General features: G+C 44.5%; 8 protein-coding genes and 1 rRNA gene. 3 read left to right on the forward strand and 6 right to left on the reverse strand.

The annotated features are described in order from the left end of the window. Nucleotides 1–97: 97 nt before the first annotated feature. Nucleotides 98–1,654 (reverse strand): 16S ribosomal RNA (locus DXX93_RS16685). A gap of 985 nt (nucleotides 1,655–2,639) precedes the next feature. Between DXX93_RS16685 and DXX93_RS16690 the strand changes: the two genes are divergently transcribed. Together DXX93_RS16690 and DXX93_RS16695 are read left to right on the forward strand one after the other, a co-directional pair. Further along, nucleotides 2,640–3,446, forward strand: a complete 807-nt coding sequence (locus DXX93_RS16690) for a hypothetical protein (RefSeq protein WP_116009095.1) — start codon at nucleotides 2,640–2,642, stop codon at nucleotides 3,444–3,446. An 87-nt stretch (nucleotides 3,447–3,533) separates the two neighbouring features. Next, entirely contained in the window at nucleotides 3,534–4,715 is a 1,182-nt protein-coding gene (locus DXX93_RS16695) for an EAL domain-containing response regulator (RefSeq protein ID WP_116009096.1), read from the forward strand. A 31-nt stretch (nucleotides 4,716–4,746) separates the two neighbouring features. Here DXX93_RS16695 and DXX93_RS16700 read toward each other — a convergent pair whose 3' ends face one another. The 5 genes from DXX93_RS16700 to DXX93_RS16725 form a co-directional block, all read right to left on the reverse strand. Continuing rightward, entirely contained in the window at nucleotides 4,747–4,977 is a 231-nt protein-coding gene (locus tag DXX93_RS16700) for a VF530 family DNA-binding protein (protein ID WP_116009097.1), read from the reverse strand. Between the two features lie 172 nt (nucleotides 4,978–5,149). Then, nucleotides 5,150–6,379, reverse strand: coding sequence for a cytochrome-c peroxidase (locus DXX93_RS16705; RefSeq protein WP_181902244.1), 1,230 nt, complete (start codon nucleotides 6,377–6,379; stop codon nucleotides 5,150–5,152). Next, on the reverse strand, nucleotides 6,366–6,842 hold the full coding sequence (locus tag DXX93_RS16710) for a FixH family protein (protein WP_116009099.1): 477 nt from the start codon (nucleotides 6,840–6,842) through the stop codon (nucleotides 6,366–6,368). The genes DXX93_RS16705 and DXX93_RS16710 overlap by 14 nt, the downstream gene beginning before the upstream one ends. A 341-nt stretch (nucleotides 6,843–7,183) precedes the next feature. Beyond that, on the reverse strand, nucleotides 7,184–9,592 hold the full coding sequence (locus DXX93_RS16720; RefSeq protein ID WP_181902245.1) for a galactose-binding domain-containing protein: 2,409 nt from the start codon (nucleotides 9,590–9,592) through the stop codon (nucleotides 7,184–7,186). Nucleotides 9,593–9,740: 148 nt separating this feature from the next. Then, entirely contained in the window at nucleotides 9,741–11,195 is a 1,455-nt protein-coding gene (locus DXX93_RS16725; RefSeq protein WP_116009102.1) for a YncE family protein, read from the reverse strand. A gap of 527 nt (nucleotides 11,196–11,722) precedes the next feature. On the opposite strand from DXX93_RS16725, the gene DXX93_RS16730 reads away from it, so the two are divergent. Further along, nucleotides 11,723–17,410 (forward strand): discoidin domain-containing protein, encoded by a 5,688-nt coding sequence (locus tag DXX93_RS16730; RefSeq protein ID WP_181902246.1) that lies wholly within the window; start codon nucleotides 11,723–11,725, stop codon nucleotides 17,408–17,410. The last annotated feature ends 279 nt before the right edge of the window (nucleotides 17,411–17,689 follow it).

Below are 17,689 nucleotides of genomic sequence, written 5' to 3' on the forward strand. Positions count from 1 at the left end.
AATGCAATGTGTGTGAACACTCAAGGTACATGGATGTACCTGTGTCGACTCGACAGGATGTCTGACTTGTCGACCCATAATGTGTCTTACTTCAAGATAAGGAGGTGATCCAACCCCAGGTTCCCCTAGGGTTACCTTGTTACGACTTCACCCCAGTCATGAATCACAAAGTGGTGACCGTCCTCCCTAAGGTTAAACTAGCCACTTCTTTTGCAACCCACTCCCATGGTGTGACGGGCGGTGTGTACAAGGCCCGGGAACGTATTCACCGCGACATTCTGATTCGCGATTACTAGCGATTCCGACTTCATGGAGTCGAGTTGCAGACTCCAATCCGGACTACGACGTACTTTCTGGGATTCGCTCCACCTCGCGGTCTTGCTGCCCTCTGTATACGCCATTGTAGCACGTGTGTAGCCCATCCCGTAAGGGCCATGATGACTTGACGTCGTCCCCACCTTCCTCCGGTTTATCACCGGCAGTCTCCTTAGAGTTCCCGACACGACTCGCTGGCAAATAAGGATAGGGGTTGCGCTCGTTGCGGGACTTAACCCAACATTTCACAACACGAGCTGACGACAGCCATGCAGCACCTGTCTCACAGTTCCCGAAGGCACGAAACTATCTCTAGTAACTTCTGTGGATGTCAAGGGATGGTAAGGTTCTTCGCGTTGCATCGAATTAAACCACATGCTCCACCGCTTGTGCGGGCCCCCGTCAATTCATTTGAGTTTTAACCTTGCGGCCGTACTCCCCAGGCGGTCAACTTAGCGCGTTAGCTACGCTACTCACGTTTCAAGAACACAAACAGCTAGTTGACATCGTTTACGGCGTGGACTACCAGGGTATCTAATCCTGTTCGCTCCCCACGCTTTCGTGCCTCAGCGTCAGTATCTGTCCAGGTGGCCGCCTTCGCCACTGATGTTCCTTCCAATCTCTACGCATTTCACCGCTACACTGGAAATTCCACCACCCTCTACAGTACTCTAGTCAAACAGTTCCAAATGCAGTTCCGAGGTTAAGCCCCGGGATTTCACATCTGGCTTATCAAACCGCCTACGCACGCTTTACGCCCAGTAATTCCGATTAACGCTCGCACCCTCCGTATTACCGCGGCTGCTGGCACGGAGTTAGCCGGTGCTTCTTCTGTCGCTAACGTCACAGCTAGCAGATATTACCTACTAACCTTTCCTCACGACTGAAAGTGCTTTACAACCCTAAGGCCTTCTTCACACACGCGGCATGGCTGCATCAGGGTTTCCCCCATTGTGCAATATTCCCCACTGCTGCCTCCCGTAGGAGTCTGGGCCGTGTCTCAGTCCCAGTGTGGCTGATCATCCTCTCAAACCAGCTAGAGATCGTCGCCATGGTAGGCCATTACCCCACCATCTAGCTAATCTCACTTGGGCTAATCTTTTGGCACGAGGTTCCGAAGAATCCCCCGCTTTGGTACTTCTCTTACGAAAAGCACATTATGCGGTATTAGCAGTCGTTTCCAACTGTTGTCCCCCACCAAAAGGCATATTCCCAAGCATTACTCACCCGTCCGCCGCTCGACGCCAAAGGAGCAAGCTCCTCTTCGTTTCCGCTCGACTTGCATGTGTTAAGCCTGCCGCCAGCGTTCAATCTGAGCCATGATCAAACTCTTCAATTAAAATCGTTTGTGATGACCTTCTGTTAGGAAAGACATCGGCTCAATGAATTCTGTACAAATAAAACTTATAATATTAAGTAGTTTTTGCATGAGTTCACTGAGTTAATTTTGGCAAACCTAAGTTTGCTTATTTGTAAAATCAACATCATGTGAATGCTCACACAAATTGCATGATAACTAATTGTTAAAGATGCCTACACGAAGTAGGTATACCGAACCGCTCCTCTTAAAACATTAAGGGATGAACGTTTTGTTCGGTGCGAGTTAACAATCGCATTCGTTGTTAAACCGCTTACTCTCTCGTTGAGAGCGGATGCGCATTTTACGCTTCCTAGTTTTGATGTCAACAACTTTTTGAAAAAATCTTACTTGTTTTTAAGTGAGCCATTTTTCTAAGTTATCTGACCCGTTTATTTAGTACATTCACTAACTAAACTTATCAAAACTGAGCTTTCGTCGTCCTGACTCGCTCTAATAAGTATTTCCTATACAAAACATCAACGGGCTGCCCCGTGGAATTGGATGCGCATTTTAGAGATTTTTAGCTGGGCGTCAACACCTTTTTGAAAGTTTTTTGACAATTACGTTTATTTGCTCCATTCTCGCACAAACCGCACACTTATTGAGCGACATAAATGTACTCTCGTCCTTAGCGAGCCTGAAGTAAACATAGTTTGATGCATGAAAAATTAAAAAGCCTACTCTAAAGCAGATAACTAAAACATATTTAGCTATAGAAAATACTTCGTGATTTACTTAGCAAAGTTAGGTTTATGGACAACAACGCTATGATTTCCCATTGGACTACTCGAAAGCTAAAATATAGGAGGCTCTGCTATGTTAGCTCATTGAATAATATCTTGCTTAAACAGTGTAAACCTCATACTTAGCAACAGCTCTTCTTATCAATAGCTTTTTTCACAGCAGGAACTTATTGAAAGTAAGCTACTCTACTAATGCAGACTTGAGTAATAAATAATTTGTTGTGAAACACGGAAGTATTAAGCCTTTTTTAGCCTCTCTATCACTACACCTTGCTGTTATAGCGATTATCATAAGTATTAAACCAAGTGCACTAGCGCCACACTACAAGCAAAAATCAATAAAACCACTTAATAGTTACTTATACATTCCACCAAAATTAGACAAGCCAGACATCGCGCCAGTGAAGCGTTCAATTGATAAAGTCCAACATAGTCATTTGGATAGAGAGGAAACTAACCCCACTCAAACGTTAAGCCAATCAAATAAAGAAGATAATCGAACGACTACTACACCTGATTCAAAAAGCGCGATAAAACCAGCTGCGATCAGCGAAAATCAAAATCAACCGCAAAAGCTTGTAGAGAAGCTGCCTAGTGAAGTTTTTAGTAAAGACTCAAAAGTATTAGCCTCAGAAACTAGCAATAAAACCCTATCGATTAGCCCATTACAACAGCTTGAGGCTATAAGAAGTGATATAGACGCAAGGATTGTTGAAAGTGAGATTACAGATCGCCTAAAGCACCGCTCTTTATCCGGTATGCATCCTAACCCAACTTCTGTTCCTAGATCTGTCACACCAACAACCGCAGATGAAGAGCGAGTCAAAAATACTCAAAGATTAAGTGACGATAAATCAATTACCAAATTGAACAATGGCACCTGTGTGCTGGTTGAAGATTTAAGCAATGTGGGAATCGAAGGTGTATCAGCGGTGTCCGCTTTTCGATGTGGTAAGAGCAAATTTGATCGCGCTTTCGATGCTCATATGCAATCAGTACGCAAAAAACTTAATATTGATCGCCGATGATTCCGTAAAAACGATTTTTCTTTAATTTGAAAGCACTACCTTTTACTGCTAGCTTTTAGTTAATCAAGGATTAGATATGAAACTGTTGTGCACAATAACAATAAAGCAACTCTCTATATTCTGGATGATAATGAGCAGTATGCAGAGTTATTGAAAGAATTTGCAGAACAAGCGAGCTGGCGAGCAGAGTTTGAAACAAACGTGGTCAGCTTTCTTACCAAAGAATTTCCCACCTGTGACGCTCTCGTATTGGACTTAGTGATGCCAAACTTTGATGGCATAGAAGTCATCAGGATGCTCGCTGATCGCGGCCAACATTGTCCACTCATATTAGTCAGCGGCTTTGATAAAAAGGTACTCCATTCCGCTGAGCAGTTAGCTAAAGCTCACGATATCGAAGTATTAGCGACGTTAACGAAACCAATTGAGATGTCGAGCTTTGTACAATTACTCGATCGCGTGGCCATAAATATACAGCAGCCTAAACTTCCCAAAACGATAAAACATCAATACTCTGCTGGAGATATTGAAGCTGGTATAAGAAATCATGAGCTTATGCTTCACTATCAACCTCAGATATGCTTAACAACCAACAAAGTCAATAGTGTTGAAGCCTTAGTTAGATGGCAACATCCAACAGATGGTCTAGTTTACCCCGACCAATTTATTGGTGTTGTAGAGAAGCACAGTTTAATCGACTTATTGACCCAAGAAATTCTCAATATTTCCGTGCGAGAAAGTAGCGAGATGCTACGTTCGAATATAGATATTTCCTTATCAATTAATGTATCTGCCGATAACATCATCGCGTTAAGCCTACCAGAACAACTCAAAGCGCTTACCGACAAAAATCATTTGGCGCCCAGTAACTTAACGTTAGAGCTGACAGAGAGCGCTGTGATGGGCGAATTGACCTCCTCACTCGATGTATTAAATCGTCTTAGAATGAAAGGGTTTCAGTTGTCAATTGATGATTTTGGTACTGGCTATTCCTCGCTTCAACAATTGTATCAAGCACCATTTAACGAACTTAAAATTGATCGCCAATTCGTAGCCAACATGTTGTTTGATGAAGAGGCTATGATTATCGTCAAGATCTGTATTATGTTAGGGAAAATGCTGAACATGAGCATAGTTGCGGAGGGTGTTGAAAACCTTGAAACGTTGCACCAATTGCAACGCTTGGGCTGCAACTATGCGCAGGGCTATGCCATTGCTAAACCTATGCCCGCCACTGAATTAATTCAATGGGCAAAACACTGGAAGTAACTAAAGTTAATTAACTACCGCTAAAGTGGTATCACTTCCACTGAAAGCCATGGAACACGTTAATATACATTTCTTCAACTTTAGCTCGCGCCCAAGGAGTTTTACGCAAAAACTTGAGGCTGGATTTAATGGAAGGATCATGATTAAAGCAGCGGATATCAACATTCTGTCCCATGGCCTCCCAACCGATTTTAGCCACTAGCTCGTTGAGGATCATTTCTAAAGTTTTACCGTGTAACGGATTTTTCGGCTGGTTATTCATCAATAGCGAGTGTTAATAGTTTATAAAGCGCTATAGTAGCACGTTATCGGTCAATGGCTGTATCACTTAACGGGCTTGGCACGTTAGATATTAACGCTAGCATACAGCGCTAAGAGCACAAACTCGCTATTTTTATTTATCATAAACAGTAGCGAGTAAATCGTGTGCAAAATCATTCACTGAGCAATAACAAAAAGCTGATCAACTGCTTTTTTTCTGGTGCTGTTAATGTCAACTCAGGCAGCTCTGTTTGGTTGGGTTTAATGGCTAAATAATGCTCTAATACTTCATCTAGCGTGGTAAATCGGCCATCGTGAAAATAAGGGGCGGTTTTACTTAAATATCGCAATGTTGGTGTTTTAAACGCCCCCTGCGCTTCTTCGTGGATCTGTTTCGCCATAAAGTTAAGGCCATGACACTGCTCTGGTTGAGCATCGCTATAAGGCCCTAAACAATTGAACTCATCTTGCAACACCGCAGGAATGCCAAAATAACGACCAAAGTCGAGTTCAATACCTGTGAAATTGCCTGTGCCAATATTGTGAAAGTCTTGGTTTGTAAGCAGTGGGCCGTTATGGCAGCGCAAGCAGTGGGTTTTTTCCTGATTTAAAAATAACTTAACACCAGCGAGTGCAGAATCTGACAGCCGACGATTAGCTTCTTGCCAGCCATCAATAAAAAGTACCTGCAAATAATCATCAAACCGAGTATTAGGCAGCTCAATGGTACGCTCAAACGCCGCTACGGCTTTGCCGATATTGGCATAAGCTTGATTAATCACGCGTTGATTCGTTGTTGAGAGGCGATACCAGTTGTCTTTCGTTTCACTATCCCCCCAAGGTCCAGCTTTCTCTGGTATAGCACCACTAAAGATTAGCTCAGGTAAGGCGCCAAACAATGCCTCATAAGCGCGCCGATATTGAGCATCTTGAGCCACAATTTTTAATACTTGGACGCGGCTACTGGCCATTTCATCTGCCGCTTCAAATGGCACTAATGCTTGCGCCCACAGTGAATCTTTACGACCATCCCAATAAAACCACGAAGCATATTGCACGCCAAGCAAGGTTTGGGTATTGCGGCCTGTGCGGTTCACCCCTTGCGCTTTATCAAGGCCGTCAGTAAAAGCCAAGTCAGGCTGATGACAGCTTGCACAAGACATCGAACCATCAAGGCTCAGGCGCTTATCAAAAAACAGTTGTTTGCCAAAAGCTACAGCAGCAGGGTTTACCGCAAAGCGATTCGAGCTAGCATCACTAGGACTGAGCTTGTTCAATTGAAAAGATGCCAACAAAGCGCGCTCTTGCACTGTCCAGTACCTTGGCTGTTGCTCACAACCAATCACTGTAGCCAGTGCAATAGCAAGGCAAATGGTTGTTATAACGCGCTTAATAGTGGACATTAAAACTGAACTCAGCAATATCCTGTTGTTTCGGTGTGGATATTTGGATGCGAACAAACCACTTGCCATCCATATTAAATTTCATTCCTTCGAGTAAATAGCGGCCATTACCTAAATGTTTGGTTACTTTAGGCTGTGTGGGTAAGCCATGACCATGCCCTTTCATGCCACCACTAATAAAAAAAGCGGCGTCGGTAATGGGGGTTTGGTTAACATCGTTTAAAGTCACAATCCATTGATGAAATTGATTAATGGGTAATGCCTGGCGATTTTTCGCCGCTACCGATAAATGAAAATACTTCAATTGACTGTGAACAGCCTGGTTGAACCCCTGCCCTTTTGTGTATTCGTTAGTATTTTCAGCTATTGATAAGGCACTTTTCGTTGCATCCTGACAGCCTAATAAACTTAATGAAGTCATTACTAACGCCACAGTTACTAACATCAAACGATACTGCTTCATTGCTTTCCCTAATAGATAAAATATACAACGATAAAATCCAAAACCCTGTACCTGCTTTTATTAAGAGACATTGCTATGTAAAGTTTTGGTTTTGAAATAACAAAATAACCCACGAGTTCAATAAAGTGAGTAATGTCATCATCTTCTTCAACTTTTTAGCTTTACACTATTTACTAACAATTGTCGATAACGGATAGCCGTGGGAGCTGATTGTAATGGCCAATTTAAGCGGCCCCCTACCGTATATTAGCTTTAGTTATTATGCAGCTTTTAAGTTAGCTAGGCAGTCACTGTCAATTAGCAACTGCCTAAGCGGATAAAGAGAAGTATAAAAACGCTAGCTATCTGCTAGCGCCCATGACTTGTAGCTCAGCAAGGCTTAGTATGCCACTGTTGACCAGTTGCACACGTACATAGCGGCCCACGCCATTCATGCTAAACGCTGTTTCGCGTGGCGCAACGCCCGCATGATGTATTGCGGTAACTCCTTGTTGTGCTAATACCTCATTCAAATTCCCACTGACAAAAGGTCTATCTGACACCAACACATAGAAGTTAGCTAAACGATCGACACAACAATCCGAGCGATTCCACAAACGAATCGTATTGATATTGTGTGATGATCCTAAGTCAAGCTGATACCAAGGAGAGAACTGGGTACGAGTATGAGTTACTGAGCCATGATGAAAATTGCCATCGGTGTTACCATCTATCCCTCGACTGGGCACGCCGCCATGTCGCAAACTTGATTGAGTAGCAGATTTACCCAAAGCAATATTACTCATGTTGGGGGGCATCCCTGTATCTGGGGTAATGGTTAAGTGAACATCGTCAAAGTGAGCATTCTCACTGGTACCATTGTCAAATAATTCAATACGAAGGGGCTGGCCATAATGGCTAGCATGAGTACTTAGTTGTGCCGATGTTAAGCTCAATGTGACACGAGCAAAACTATCGTTTGGCGGGTTTACATCACTATTGTTAGCCACGCCCAACAGCTGATCACCTGCATAAAGGCGAATCTCCCAACCTGAAGCTTCCCCGCTACTCGCTTGATCACCTACCATCATAGATAAAGTTAAATGGGTATTGCTCTCAAATCTTTCCTGTAAGGTTTGCGAGATCGTACCGCGTGTATCAAGGAAAGCGACATTATTACCCTCTGGCGCTTCATCAGAATAAAAGCGACTAGCCACATTCCAGACACCTCCACGAGAACTGTTTACTTGCCAGCCATCAATACTATTGAGTGCATAGCCGCCATCATTGAACTGCTGACTTTCAAAAGAGGAGTTGGTAATCAGTGCTTCTCTTGAACTTGTTGGCGGCGACACAGGCCCACTAATATTCGAGGCTATTTGCAAACGAACATCATCAAAATGGGCATTCTCGCTGCCACCACTATCAAATAACTCAATGCGAAGCCGTTGACCATAATGACGAGCATGAGTGCTTAGTTGTTCCGGTGTTAAGCTAAGCGTGACACGAGCAAAGCTATCGTTTGGCGGGTTTACGTCATTATTATTGACCATGCTGAGTAGCTGGGTACCAGCATAAAGGCGAATTTCCCAACCTGAAGATTCTCCAGGCTCAATAGCATTACCGACCATCACGGATAGAATTATGTGTGTATTAGGCTCAAATGTTTCTTGCAATGTTTGCGAGATAGTACCGCCAACATCGAGAAAAGCGACGTTATTGCCCTCTGGCGCTTCATCAGAATAATAGCGACTAGCCACATTCCAAACGCCTGCTCGGGCACTATTCACTTGCCAGCCATCAATATCATTGAGTGCAAAACCACCGTCACTAAACTGCTGACTTTCAAAAGAGGCGTTAGCAATGGCAACACTGCGCAAACGACTGCCCAAGCGCTCATCTTCATTTAAGATACCGTTATCATTAATATCGATACTCATCCGCCGCTTACTGTCAAAAGGAACCGCGGTAAACACCAATGGCATATTAGCTTGTTGGCTGACGCCAAGTAATTGCGCATGAGTAAACTGCTCTGCTAGCATATCGCCTTGATAACGGCCGCTACCGAGGTACATATAAGCGCGATTGCGATTGTTAATCATGCCTTTAGCAACTAAACCAATCGCTTCGCGATCCGCTAGGCCGCGTAACTGGTTTAATAAACCGTTTTGCTGTTGACCCGGCTGTACAATCACTTGTCGCCCTACGGCAGCATGAGTATCGCCCTCTGTATTGCCATTGAAAGCCAACATAAACGCTAAGTTGTCATTATCGCGCAATGTCGCACTGGTCTGTTCATCAAACGAACCATCGTGAATAAACCCATAACCGGTATTACTCGCATTAGGATCATCGTAGTAAAGACCCAATAACTCGTACATACTGCGTAACGATGGCGCTATTGCTGGTTGATTACCTGCTGTATTACCTGGTGATGGGCGCACCACTGAATCACGACCGCCATTATTTTGGGCATGACAAGGAGCGCAGAAGTTACGTTGTGCAACTTGATTTGGGTTTCCCACTCGGCCACGTGGCCCCGGAATGACAATGCGATTAGGTAACGAATTATCTAATTGTCGATAAGGATTAGGTGGGGTTCTAACCGTTGCGAGAAAACCCTCTAATAAATCCATCGCATTGCGGTTAGGTGCTTGGCTTAGCCCTTGAAGGTGATCGAAAGCATGAGCAAAGTCGTGAATACTCGCCGCATCGCCCCTAAAATGTAATAAATTACCATCGGTCACCCCCACTAAAGACGTTGTTCTCATTGGCCCTTTCATTGGATGGTACTGAACATTATTGGCATTAGTCATATTGGCACTAGGATCGCCTAAATCCCACGCCAAGCGATCATAACGGCCATCAATATGACAAGAAGCACAAGCAGCTTGACCACGACCTGAAGAAATTAACGTGTTATACAGGAAAAGGACGCCCTTGTTTGATGACGTCAGGCGTTGGGTCGAAAAAGCGCACTTGGCTTAATTCAGTGAAGTTTTCAGTATCGATAATTGAAATTGAACCATCAAAGCGGTTTAGCACATAAGCATTATTTAGGTTTTCATTTAAAACAATACCTGTTGGCCCTTGACCAACAGTTAACGGCTGGACTCCGTTAACTCGCTGCCCCTCGGCATTAACCAGCAAAACGTTGTTTGAGCCCATGCCAACCACATAACCAAGGTTACCAGATTGGTTCCAGACAAGACCTCGAGGATCGCCAATCGAGGTTAATCGTTGTGCCATGGGTACTGTGATAACGCCGTCGCGTAAGTGAGGATTTAAATCCGTTACTTCAACACCACCACGACTATCAATTGAAGCAAGTTTCACCTCAACAAAATGGCCATTCAAGTTAGGCTCATAGCGAACAACATTGGTTGCATCGGTACCAATTATTGTTAACTCCCCTGTTTCGGGGTTAACAGCGGAGCTCATCAGTGCATTCATCACCCCGTGTACATAACGAACATTTAAGGATTGCGTGTCAATAATGGCCACGTCTCTATCGGGTAAATCCCAGCCACGCACACGCCATGAGGCATCGGCAAATTGTCCTGACACAAATGGCGTCCAATCGCCATTATTATCATCAAGCCAGCGCCCTTGATCATTTTTTTGGACAATCAAACCAACGCTAGGTGGAGTCGGTAACGCTGGGTTAATCGCAGGAGTAAAGCTACGACCATTATTAAAAGGAGGGTTCATACCACCATATGGGCCGCGAGGGTCATCCACCACATTGCCTGGCTGAGCAGAGCGTCTACCACCCGCAAGAATTGTACTAGCATTACCTGACTCAAAAATCGCAGCATAAACAGTACGACCATCCGGGCTAATCGACAAAGAACGAGGATCTTCACCATTAATAGCAATGCGTGTGGGTGGAATAGCAAGTGAATCAGCATCAAACACAAGTACTGAATTGTCTTGTGAACAGCTAACAAAGGCTCGGCCATTATTCTCAGCAAACACCACATCTGCTGGCTCATCTTCTGTTGCCAAAACGGCAACAACACTAGCACGGCTTAAATCAACAACACTAATAGAGTCAGAAACATGATTCACCACCCAAACTTCACTGTTTGTTCGAGCGCGAACAGTAATGGGATCTAAGCCAACCGGGATTGATACTCGATGTTGTAACTCTTCATTATTTATATCAAATACTTCCAAGCTGTGATTAGCCGTATTGACCGCTAATAATGTATTACCATCAGGGGTGCGATCAATTGGGTGAACATGAGGGGACTCCCAATTAGCAAACTCATCTGCTAATGAAAGGTGAGTGAGACAGGTCAAAACAACTGCCCAAATCAGCTGCCAAAAATGACAGTGTTTAACTCCTTGGTGTGCCATTTGAAAACTCATTTATCTTCCTTTTAATTCCGTTATTCGGCGAAAAAGGCAAAAATAACACCAAGAAAAATAAACAACTGTTATCAATAACTTAATTAAAACTAGTTACATAAACAAAACAAACCTGAAATAAAACTGTAAAAAATAGAGACAGTGATCAATTTGTGCCCTGGCAGGTGTTGTATTCAATAAAAACTATCAATGAATTTTCCCACTATAAGCTTGTTAGCAATGAAATTACGGCTGAATAATTGAAAAAGCACCACACCGCTCCCCCTACACCTGATTTTACTGTTAATTTTTTTAACACATTTTTAACAAAACACATGTAAACCTTTGATTTTATTGAGGGGTATATTTATTGCTTAATACCTATTGCTCACCAGAGCAAACGAACAAAACACCTATTAACGTGGGTTGATAAATTGCCGCTATCAACCTAACAATCAACCTCATAAAAAGTCGAAGTAATAATGATGTATACGCAAAGAAAACGAGCACGGATAGCAAAAAGCGCGAATGGAAAGTTAGTAGCGGCTTTGCTATTAAAAATACTCTTATTTAATCTCCCATCTGCCTTAGCCAACAATGTGCAAGGTAACTGGGGGCCTGTCATCAATTGGCCGCAAATTGCGATCTCTGGTGCAACCTTACCTGATGGCCGAGTACTGACTTGGTCCTCTACTGAAACGAATGCTTTTCCAGCTAATCGTGAGTTTACTCATGCCTCAGTTTTTGATCCAAACACTGGCCGTTTTGTTACTGCCAACAGTAATTTTCACGATATGTTTTGTGCCGGTATCAGCACACTAGAAGACGGCACCATTGTCGCGTCAGGCGGCAATCCAGACGATCAAAAAACATCAAGCTTTAATCCAAATACACTTGCCTGGACACCATTAGCTAATATGAATGATCGCCGCTGGTACGGTACAAACATCACCATGCCCAGTAATCAGATTTGGTCTACGTTTGCCAAATCTTCTGGCAACCGCTCAGAATTGTATGATCCTGCAACTAACACTTGGACGCGTACCCCAAATGCGTCAATGCAAACCTTAGTAGACGAGCAAAACTTTATAAATAGTCGCCCTAGCCCCCGTAATACTTCAAATTTAGAGTGGTTTGGCCATATGGCATTAACACCAGATGGTAAAGTCTTTCATGGTGGCCCAACACCGACTTGGCATGTATTTGACCCATTAGGTGGGCAAAATAATCAATCTCTGGGTCGGCCCATCGGCGATCTCGCCAGAATGTACGGCAACGTTGTGAGTTATGATGCGGGTAAAGTGATTTTACTAGGTGGTTACGACAAACGTCGAGATCAGCCAGTGCTTAACAGCAATGTCTTGTTAGTGGATTTAAACGGCCCCACACCCGCTATCACCCGGGGCGCGCCAATGAATTTTGCCCGTGCTTTTAATAATACCGTGACCATGCCAAATGGTGAATTACTCATCGTTGGCGGTAATACCTCGGCGCGTATATTCAATGATGAGGGCTCAATATTTCCCGCTGAAATCTATAATCCAAGCACCAATCGTTGGCGCGTTGTTGATAGCATTTCAGTCCCCCGCAATTACCACTCGATCGCTTTGCTACTAAAAGATGGCCGAGTACTATCTGCAGGTGGTGGGGGCTGTGGCAACACTTGTAATGCCAACCATTTAAATGGCCAAATTTATTCACCACCGTACTTATTTAATGCCGATGGCTCAGCCGCCACTCGACCTGTTATTCAAAACAGTGCAGCTATTGCTAGCGCCGGCGAAACTATTCGCGTAACAGCTAGTGCCGATACGCAAAGGTTTTCGTTAGTGCGTTTGTCTGGTACCACGCACCATGTCAATACCGATCAACGATTCCTACCTGTGTCATCGACGAAAAATGCCGATGGCTCTTTTAACTTGCGGCTCAATGCCAATCCTAATGTCCTTATTCCCGGTAACTATTGGTTGTTTGCTTTAAATGCCAATGGCACCCCATCTATCGGCCAAACCATTCAAATTGTTCGTAAAAAAAATATCTCGAGCTTACGTTATTTAAGGCTAACAGCGCTAACGGAAACCAATAACAGTCCGTTTGCTGCGATTGCCGAAATTAACCTATTAAATGCCAATGGTCGACCAATCAATCGCGCTAACTGGACAGTTTCAACCAGTAGTGCAGAACTTGATCGAGCAAACTTACCTGCTACTAATGCTATCGATGGAGATCGTAATACCTTCTGGCATAGCTCCTGGTCAAACCCAGATAATAGGTTACCACCTCATCAGTTTATTATTGATATGGGCGCGCGCCAAGATGTCTCTGCGCTGACCTACTTACCACGCCAAGACAAAACTAATGGCCACATTAGAAACTACGCCATTCACATTAGTGAAGATGGCATCAATTGGGGTGAGCCGCTGCAAGAAGGTCGTTTTACCGTCGATGCTTTAAACACGGTAGCGCTTGAGCAATATCAGCCACCACGCCCCAAAGGTGAAAACGTCGCATTAAACAAACAAGCAACACTGTCTTCAGTGCGATTTAACGGCGTTGCCGAAAGAGCAATTGATGGCCGTACTAACAGCACTTGGAACGATATCACTCATACAGAGTTTCAAAGAAACGCTTGGTTAGAAGTTGATTTAGGTGCTGTTTATAACTTAACCGACATCAATATCTGGAACCGCACTGATTGCTGTACCGCACGGCTGTCAAACTTTACGGTTTTTATTTCCGATAGCCCTTTCACCAGCCAAGATATTAATATCACCCGCAATCAACGCGGTGTCACCAGTTTAAGTCACCCAAATACTGTCGTTGTCACATCAACACTGAAAGCGAATCGAACAGGTCGCTATGTTCGCGTTCAACTAGAGCAAGTAAACGCTTTAAACATCGCTGAGCTCGAAATATTCGGTACTCCTGCCTTTAGCAATGTCGCACTAGGTAAACAAGTTAGCCAATCGTCGACCGTACACCAAGGGGTAGCAACTCGCGCAAATGATGGCAACACAGATGGTCGATATGGCCAAGGTTCCGTCACCCACACCCGCTATGATAACAACGCTTGGTGGGAAATCGATTTAGGGGCCATACATGACATAACAACTGTCAAGCTATGGAATCGCACGGATGGCTGGCAACACCGACTTGCTAAGTTCCATATTTTTGTTTCTGATCGACCTTTTACTAATAAGAATGTCACAACTACTCGTAACCAATTAGAAGTTAAGACCATCACGAACCCAGACCGAGTCAATGTATCGCAAGAATTTGCTATCAACCGAACAGGCCGTTATTTAAGGATACAGCGCTATGAGCAAGGGAATTTAAGCCTTGCTGAAGTTGAAATTGAGGGCTTTCTGCCACCTGAACGGGTTATTGATACCGACAATGACGGCGTCCCTGATGCGCAAGATGCCTTCCCGAACGATGCCAGTGAATCTGTCGACACTGACGGTGATGGCGTCGGCGACAATGCCGATGTGTTCCCGCGCAACCCTGCGGAATCACAAGATAGTGATGGCGATGGCGTAGGAGATAATGCCGATCCATTCCCGCAAGATCCAAGCCGTGACGGTAGTATTGCCGCCTTACCAGAGCCGCCTCGTCACTCAACCACCTTGTTAGTTGAACAGTACCAAGGGCAAGATCGCATCTGGAATGTTAACCCTGATAACAATAGCGTTTCAGTAACTACCAGTGATGGTATTGTGCGTGAGATCTCTGTCGGCAATACGCCGTGGGCTATCGCCCTATCACCATCATCAGGCAATATCTATGTCACGAATAAAAGCTCTGCCAGTATTTCTATTATCAGCGCAGAGAGCTTACAAGTAATACAAACGGTTAACCTACCAATACATTCTCAACCTCACGGTATTGTTTTTAACGCCAGTGGTGATAACTACTATCTCGTATTAGAGGCAAGCGCTGAACTTGAACAACGCAATAGCGCTGACAATAGTGTCATTAAACAGCTTAAATTACCCGGTGCGCCTCGTCATTTAGCCATGAGTTACGATGATAGCAAGCTCCTCGTCAGTAACTTTATTTCGCCATTTGTTGCTGGTGAAGACACTGACAACATTGATGTTAATGACGCCAACGCCGAGGTGTTCGTTGTTGACCCGCAAGCAATGATATTAGTAGACACCTACAAGATTCCATTTGATGTTACCCCCATGAGTGAGTCACGCGGCCCAGGTTTACCTAACTATTTAGCTGCGCCAGCCATTAGCTATGACTCAATGTTCGCCTATATACCAGGCAAGAAAGATAATATTATTGCAGGTACGCTACGCGGCAACCCTGGTATGACCTTTGATCAAACAGTACGCGCTCACACGTCTAGTATTGCCTTAAATGATGGCAGTATACGCGCAGGTATCGATCACGATAACGCCAGTGTTGCCACGGGTGCTGCGTATAGCGGTGATAGTCGCTTCTTATTAATTACACTTGAAACTAGCCGAGAGCTGGTGGTATTTGACACCGTATTAGGCTTTGAATTAATGCGCCTCGAAACAGGCCGCGCTCCGCAATCGGTTGCCTTTTCAAGTGATGGCTCAAGAGCCTATGTTCATAACTTTATGGATCGCAGTATCTCTCGTTATGACTTAACAGAAGCGATGCGCACAGGCTTGCCAGTACGCGAGATATTATCAACCATTGCCGTGGTAAATAGTGATGAACTTTCAGCCACTGTCTTAAAAGGTAAGCAGCTCTTTTATGATGCTGCCGATACGCGTTTAGCCCGTGATAGCTATATGTCTTGCGCTTCTTGTCACAAAGAAGCTAAGCACGATGGTCGTGTATGGGATATGACCCAGTTTGGCGAAGGCTTGCGCAATACAATTTCTTTGCGCGGTAAAGCAGCCATTGGTCATGGATTCCTGCACTGGACGGGCAACTTTGATGAAATACAAGACTTTGAAGGACAAATTCGCAACCTAGCTGGCGGCAGTGGCTTAATGTCAAATGCTGACTTTAATACGGGAACTCGCCGCCAGCCACTAGGTGATAGCAAAGCAGGTATTAGTGCCGATTTAGATGCACTTGCGGCATACCTTGCATCTCTCACCGAAGTGGAAGTCAGTCCTTCTACGGCAAACTCAGCGTTGGCAAACCTAGCCCAACAAGGTAAGGAATTATTTCAACAACACCAATGTAGCAGCTGTCATACAGGGGTTATTACCACAGATTCAGCAACAGGCCAACGCCATGATATAGGCACACTAGATAGTGATAGCGGCTCGCGCTTAGCACAAACATTAGACGGTTTTGATACTCCATCCTTACTCGGTCTATGGAACAGCGCCCCGTATTTACATGACGGCTCTGCCGCAACAGTATCTGAGGCAATTACCGCTCACAGTACCTCAAATAATGTTTCTCAAGAAGAAGCTAATGCTATCGCAGCATTCTTAATGCAACTTGATGGCTCTGCCTTAACAAGCCGAGTGCAAGTAGGATCAATCACCGCTAATCACACCGGAACACAAACATCGCTAACAGGTTTTGTTGCACCTAGAGTAGTTATGGGCGCGCCAACTCATTTTGGTGGTGACCCATCAGTGGTTAGAATCACCGAGCGCAATAACAATAGCTTTAGTGCCAGAATCCAAGAGTGGGATTACCTCGACGACTGGCACCTCAATGAAACGGTTTCCTTCCTAGCTTTAGAAAACGGTCGCTCTAGCTTAGGTGATTTGGCCGCCGAAGCGGGTCAAAGCCAGTTAAACCAAAACTGGCAAACAATCCGCTTCAGTCAATCGTTTACTGTTGCACCTGTTGTTTTCGCGCAAACGGTGAGCACCAATGAAGCCTCGGCAGTGACCGTACGCATTCGTAATATCACCGCACAAGGCTTTGAGTTACGCATACAAGAGCAAGAAGGCGCAGACGGTGTCCACGCCTTGGAGAACGTCGACTGGATTGCCATTGAACCCGGTATAACGAGCACCAAAGACGGTAAGCGTTGGCAAGTAGGTAAAACAGAAAGAGTAGTGACCAATGACTTTTATCGAATTAACTTTGCAGAGCCACTAAGCAACCCAGCCTTTATTGCTGGTATGCAGTCTTACTTTGGCGGTGATGTTGCAGCGATGCGCTATATAAACCTAGGCGAGACAGGCGCTGAGGTTAGAATAGAAGAGGAAAGGTCTAAAGACGAAGAAATATTACACGTACGCGAGGTTATTGGCTTTATCGCAGTAAGCCAACCGGAATAATAGCGAACCAATAGCGCTTGGTTTTAATCATATAGCACCAAGCGCTAACGCTATTATCCTTGCCTGATTCACTTATATGATTGGGCCAGTAGCGCCCGATTCATCTGGGTAATACCATCACGCGCCATTTTCAGCATGGCTTTGGCATGGGCTCCAATATCAGGGCATAATCGAGCACCTGATATGAGAGAGCATTGGTACTGGCTTTACCTATCACTTGAAAGACTTTTACGTGATTTTTTCTGCAACAACAAATTTAGATGTAAAGCACTCGCTTGC

Source organism: Thalassotalea euphylliae (genome assembly GCF_003390335.1).
In the GTDB taxonomy this organism is placed as follows: domain Bacteria; phylum Pseudomonadota; class Gammaproteobacteria; order Enterobacterales; family Alteromonadaceae; genus Thalassotalea_F; species Thalassotalea_F euphylliae_B.

What these genes read in the sequence shown, in the direction of transcription:
- DXX93_RS16700 (WP_116009097.1), bottom strand. Translation starts at nt 4,977, where the DNA reads ATGAATAACCAGCCGAAAAATCCGTTACACGGTAAAACTTTAGAAATG.
- DXX93_RS16705 (WP_181902244.1), bottom strand. Translation starts at nt 6,379, where the DNA reads ATGTCCACTATTAAGCGCGTTATAACAACCATTTGCCTTGCTATTGCA.
- DXX93_RS16710 (WP_116009099.1), bottom strand. Translation starts at nt 6,842, where the DNA reads ATGAAGCAGTATCGTTTGATGTTAGTAACTGTGGCGTTAGTAATGACT.
- DXX93_RS16720 (WP_181902245.1), bottom strand. Translation starts at nt 9,592, where the DNA reads ATGAGAACAACGTCTTTAGTGGGGGTGACCGATGGTAATTTATTACAT.
- DXX93_RS16725 (WP_116009102.1), bottom strand. Translation starts at nt 11,195, where the DNA reads ATGAGTTTTCAAATGGCACACCAAGGAGTTAAACACTGTCATTTTTGG.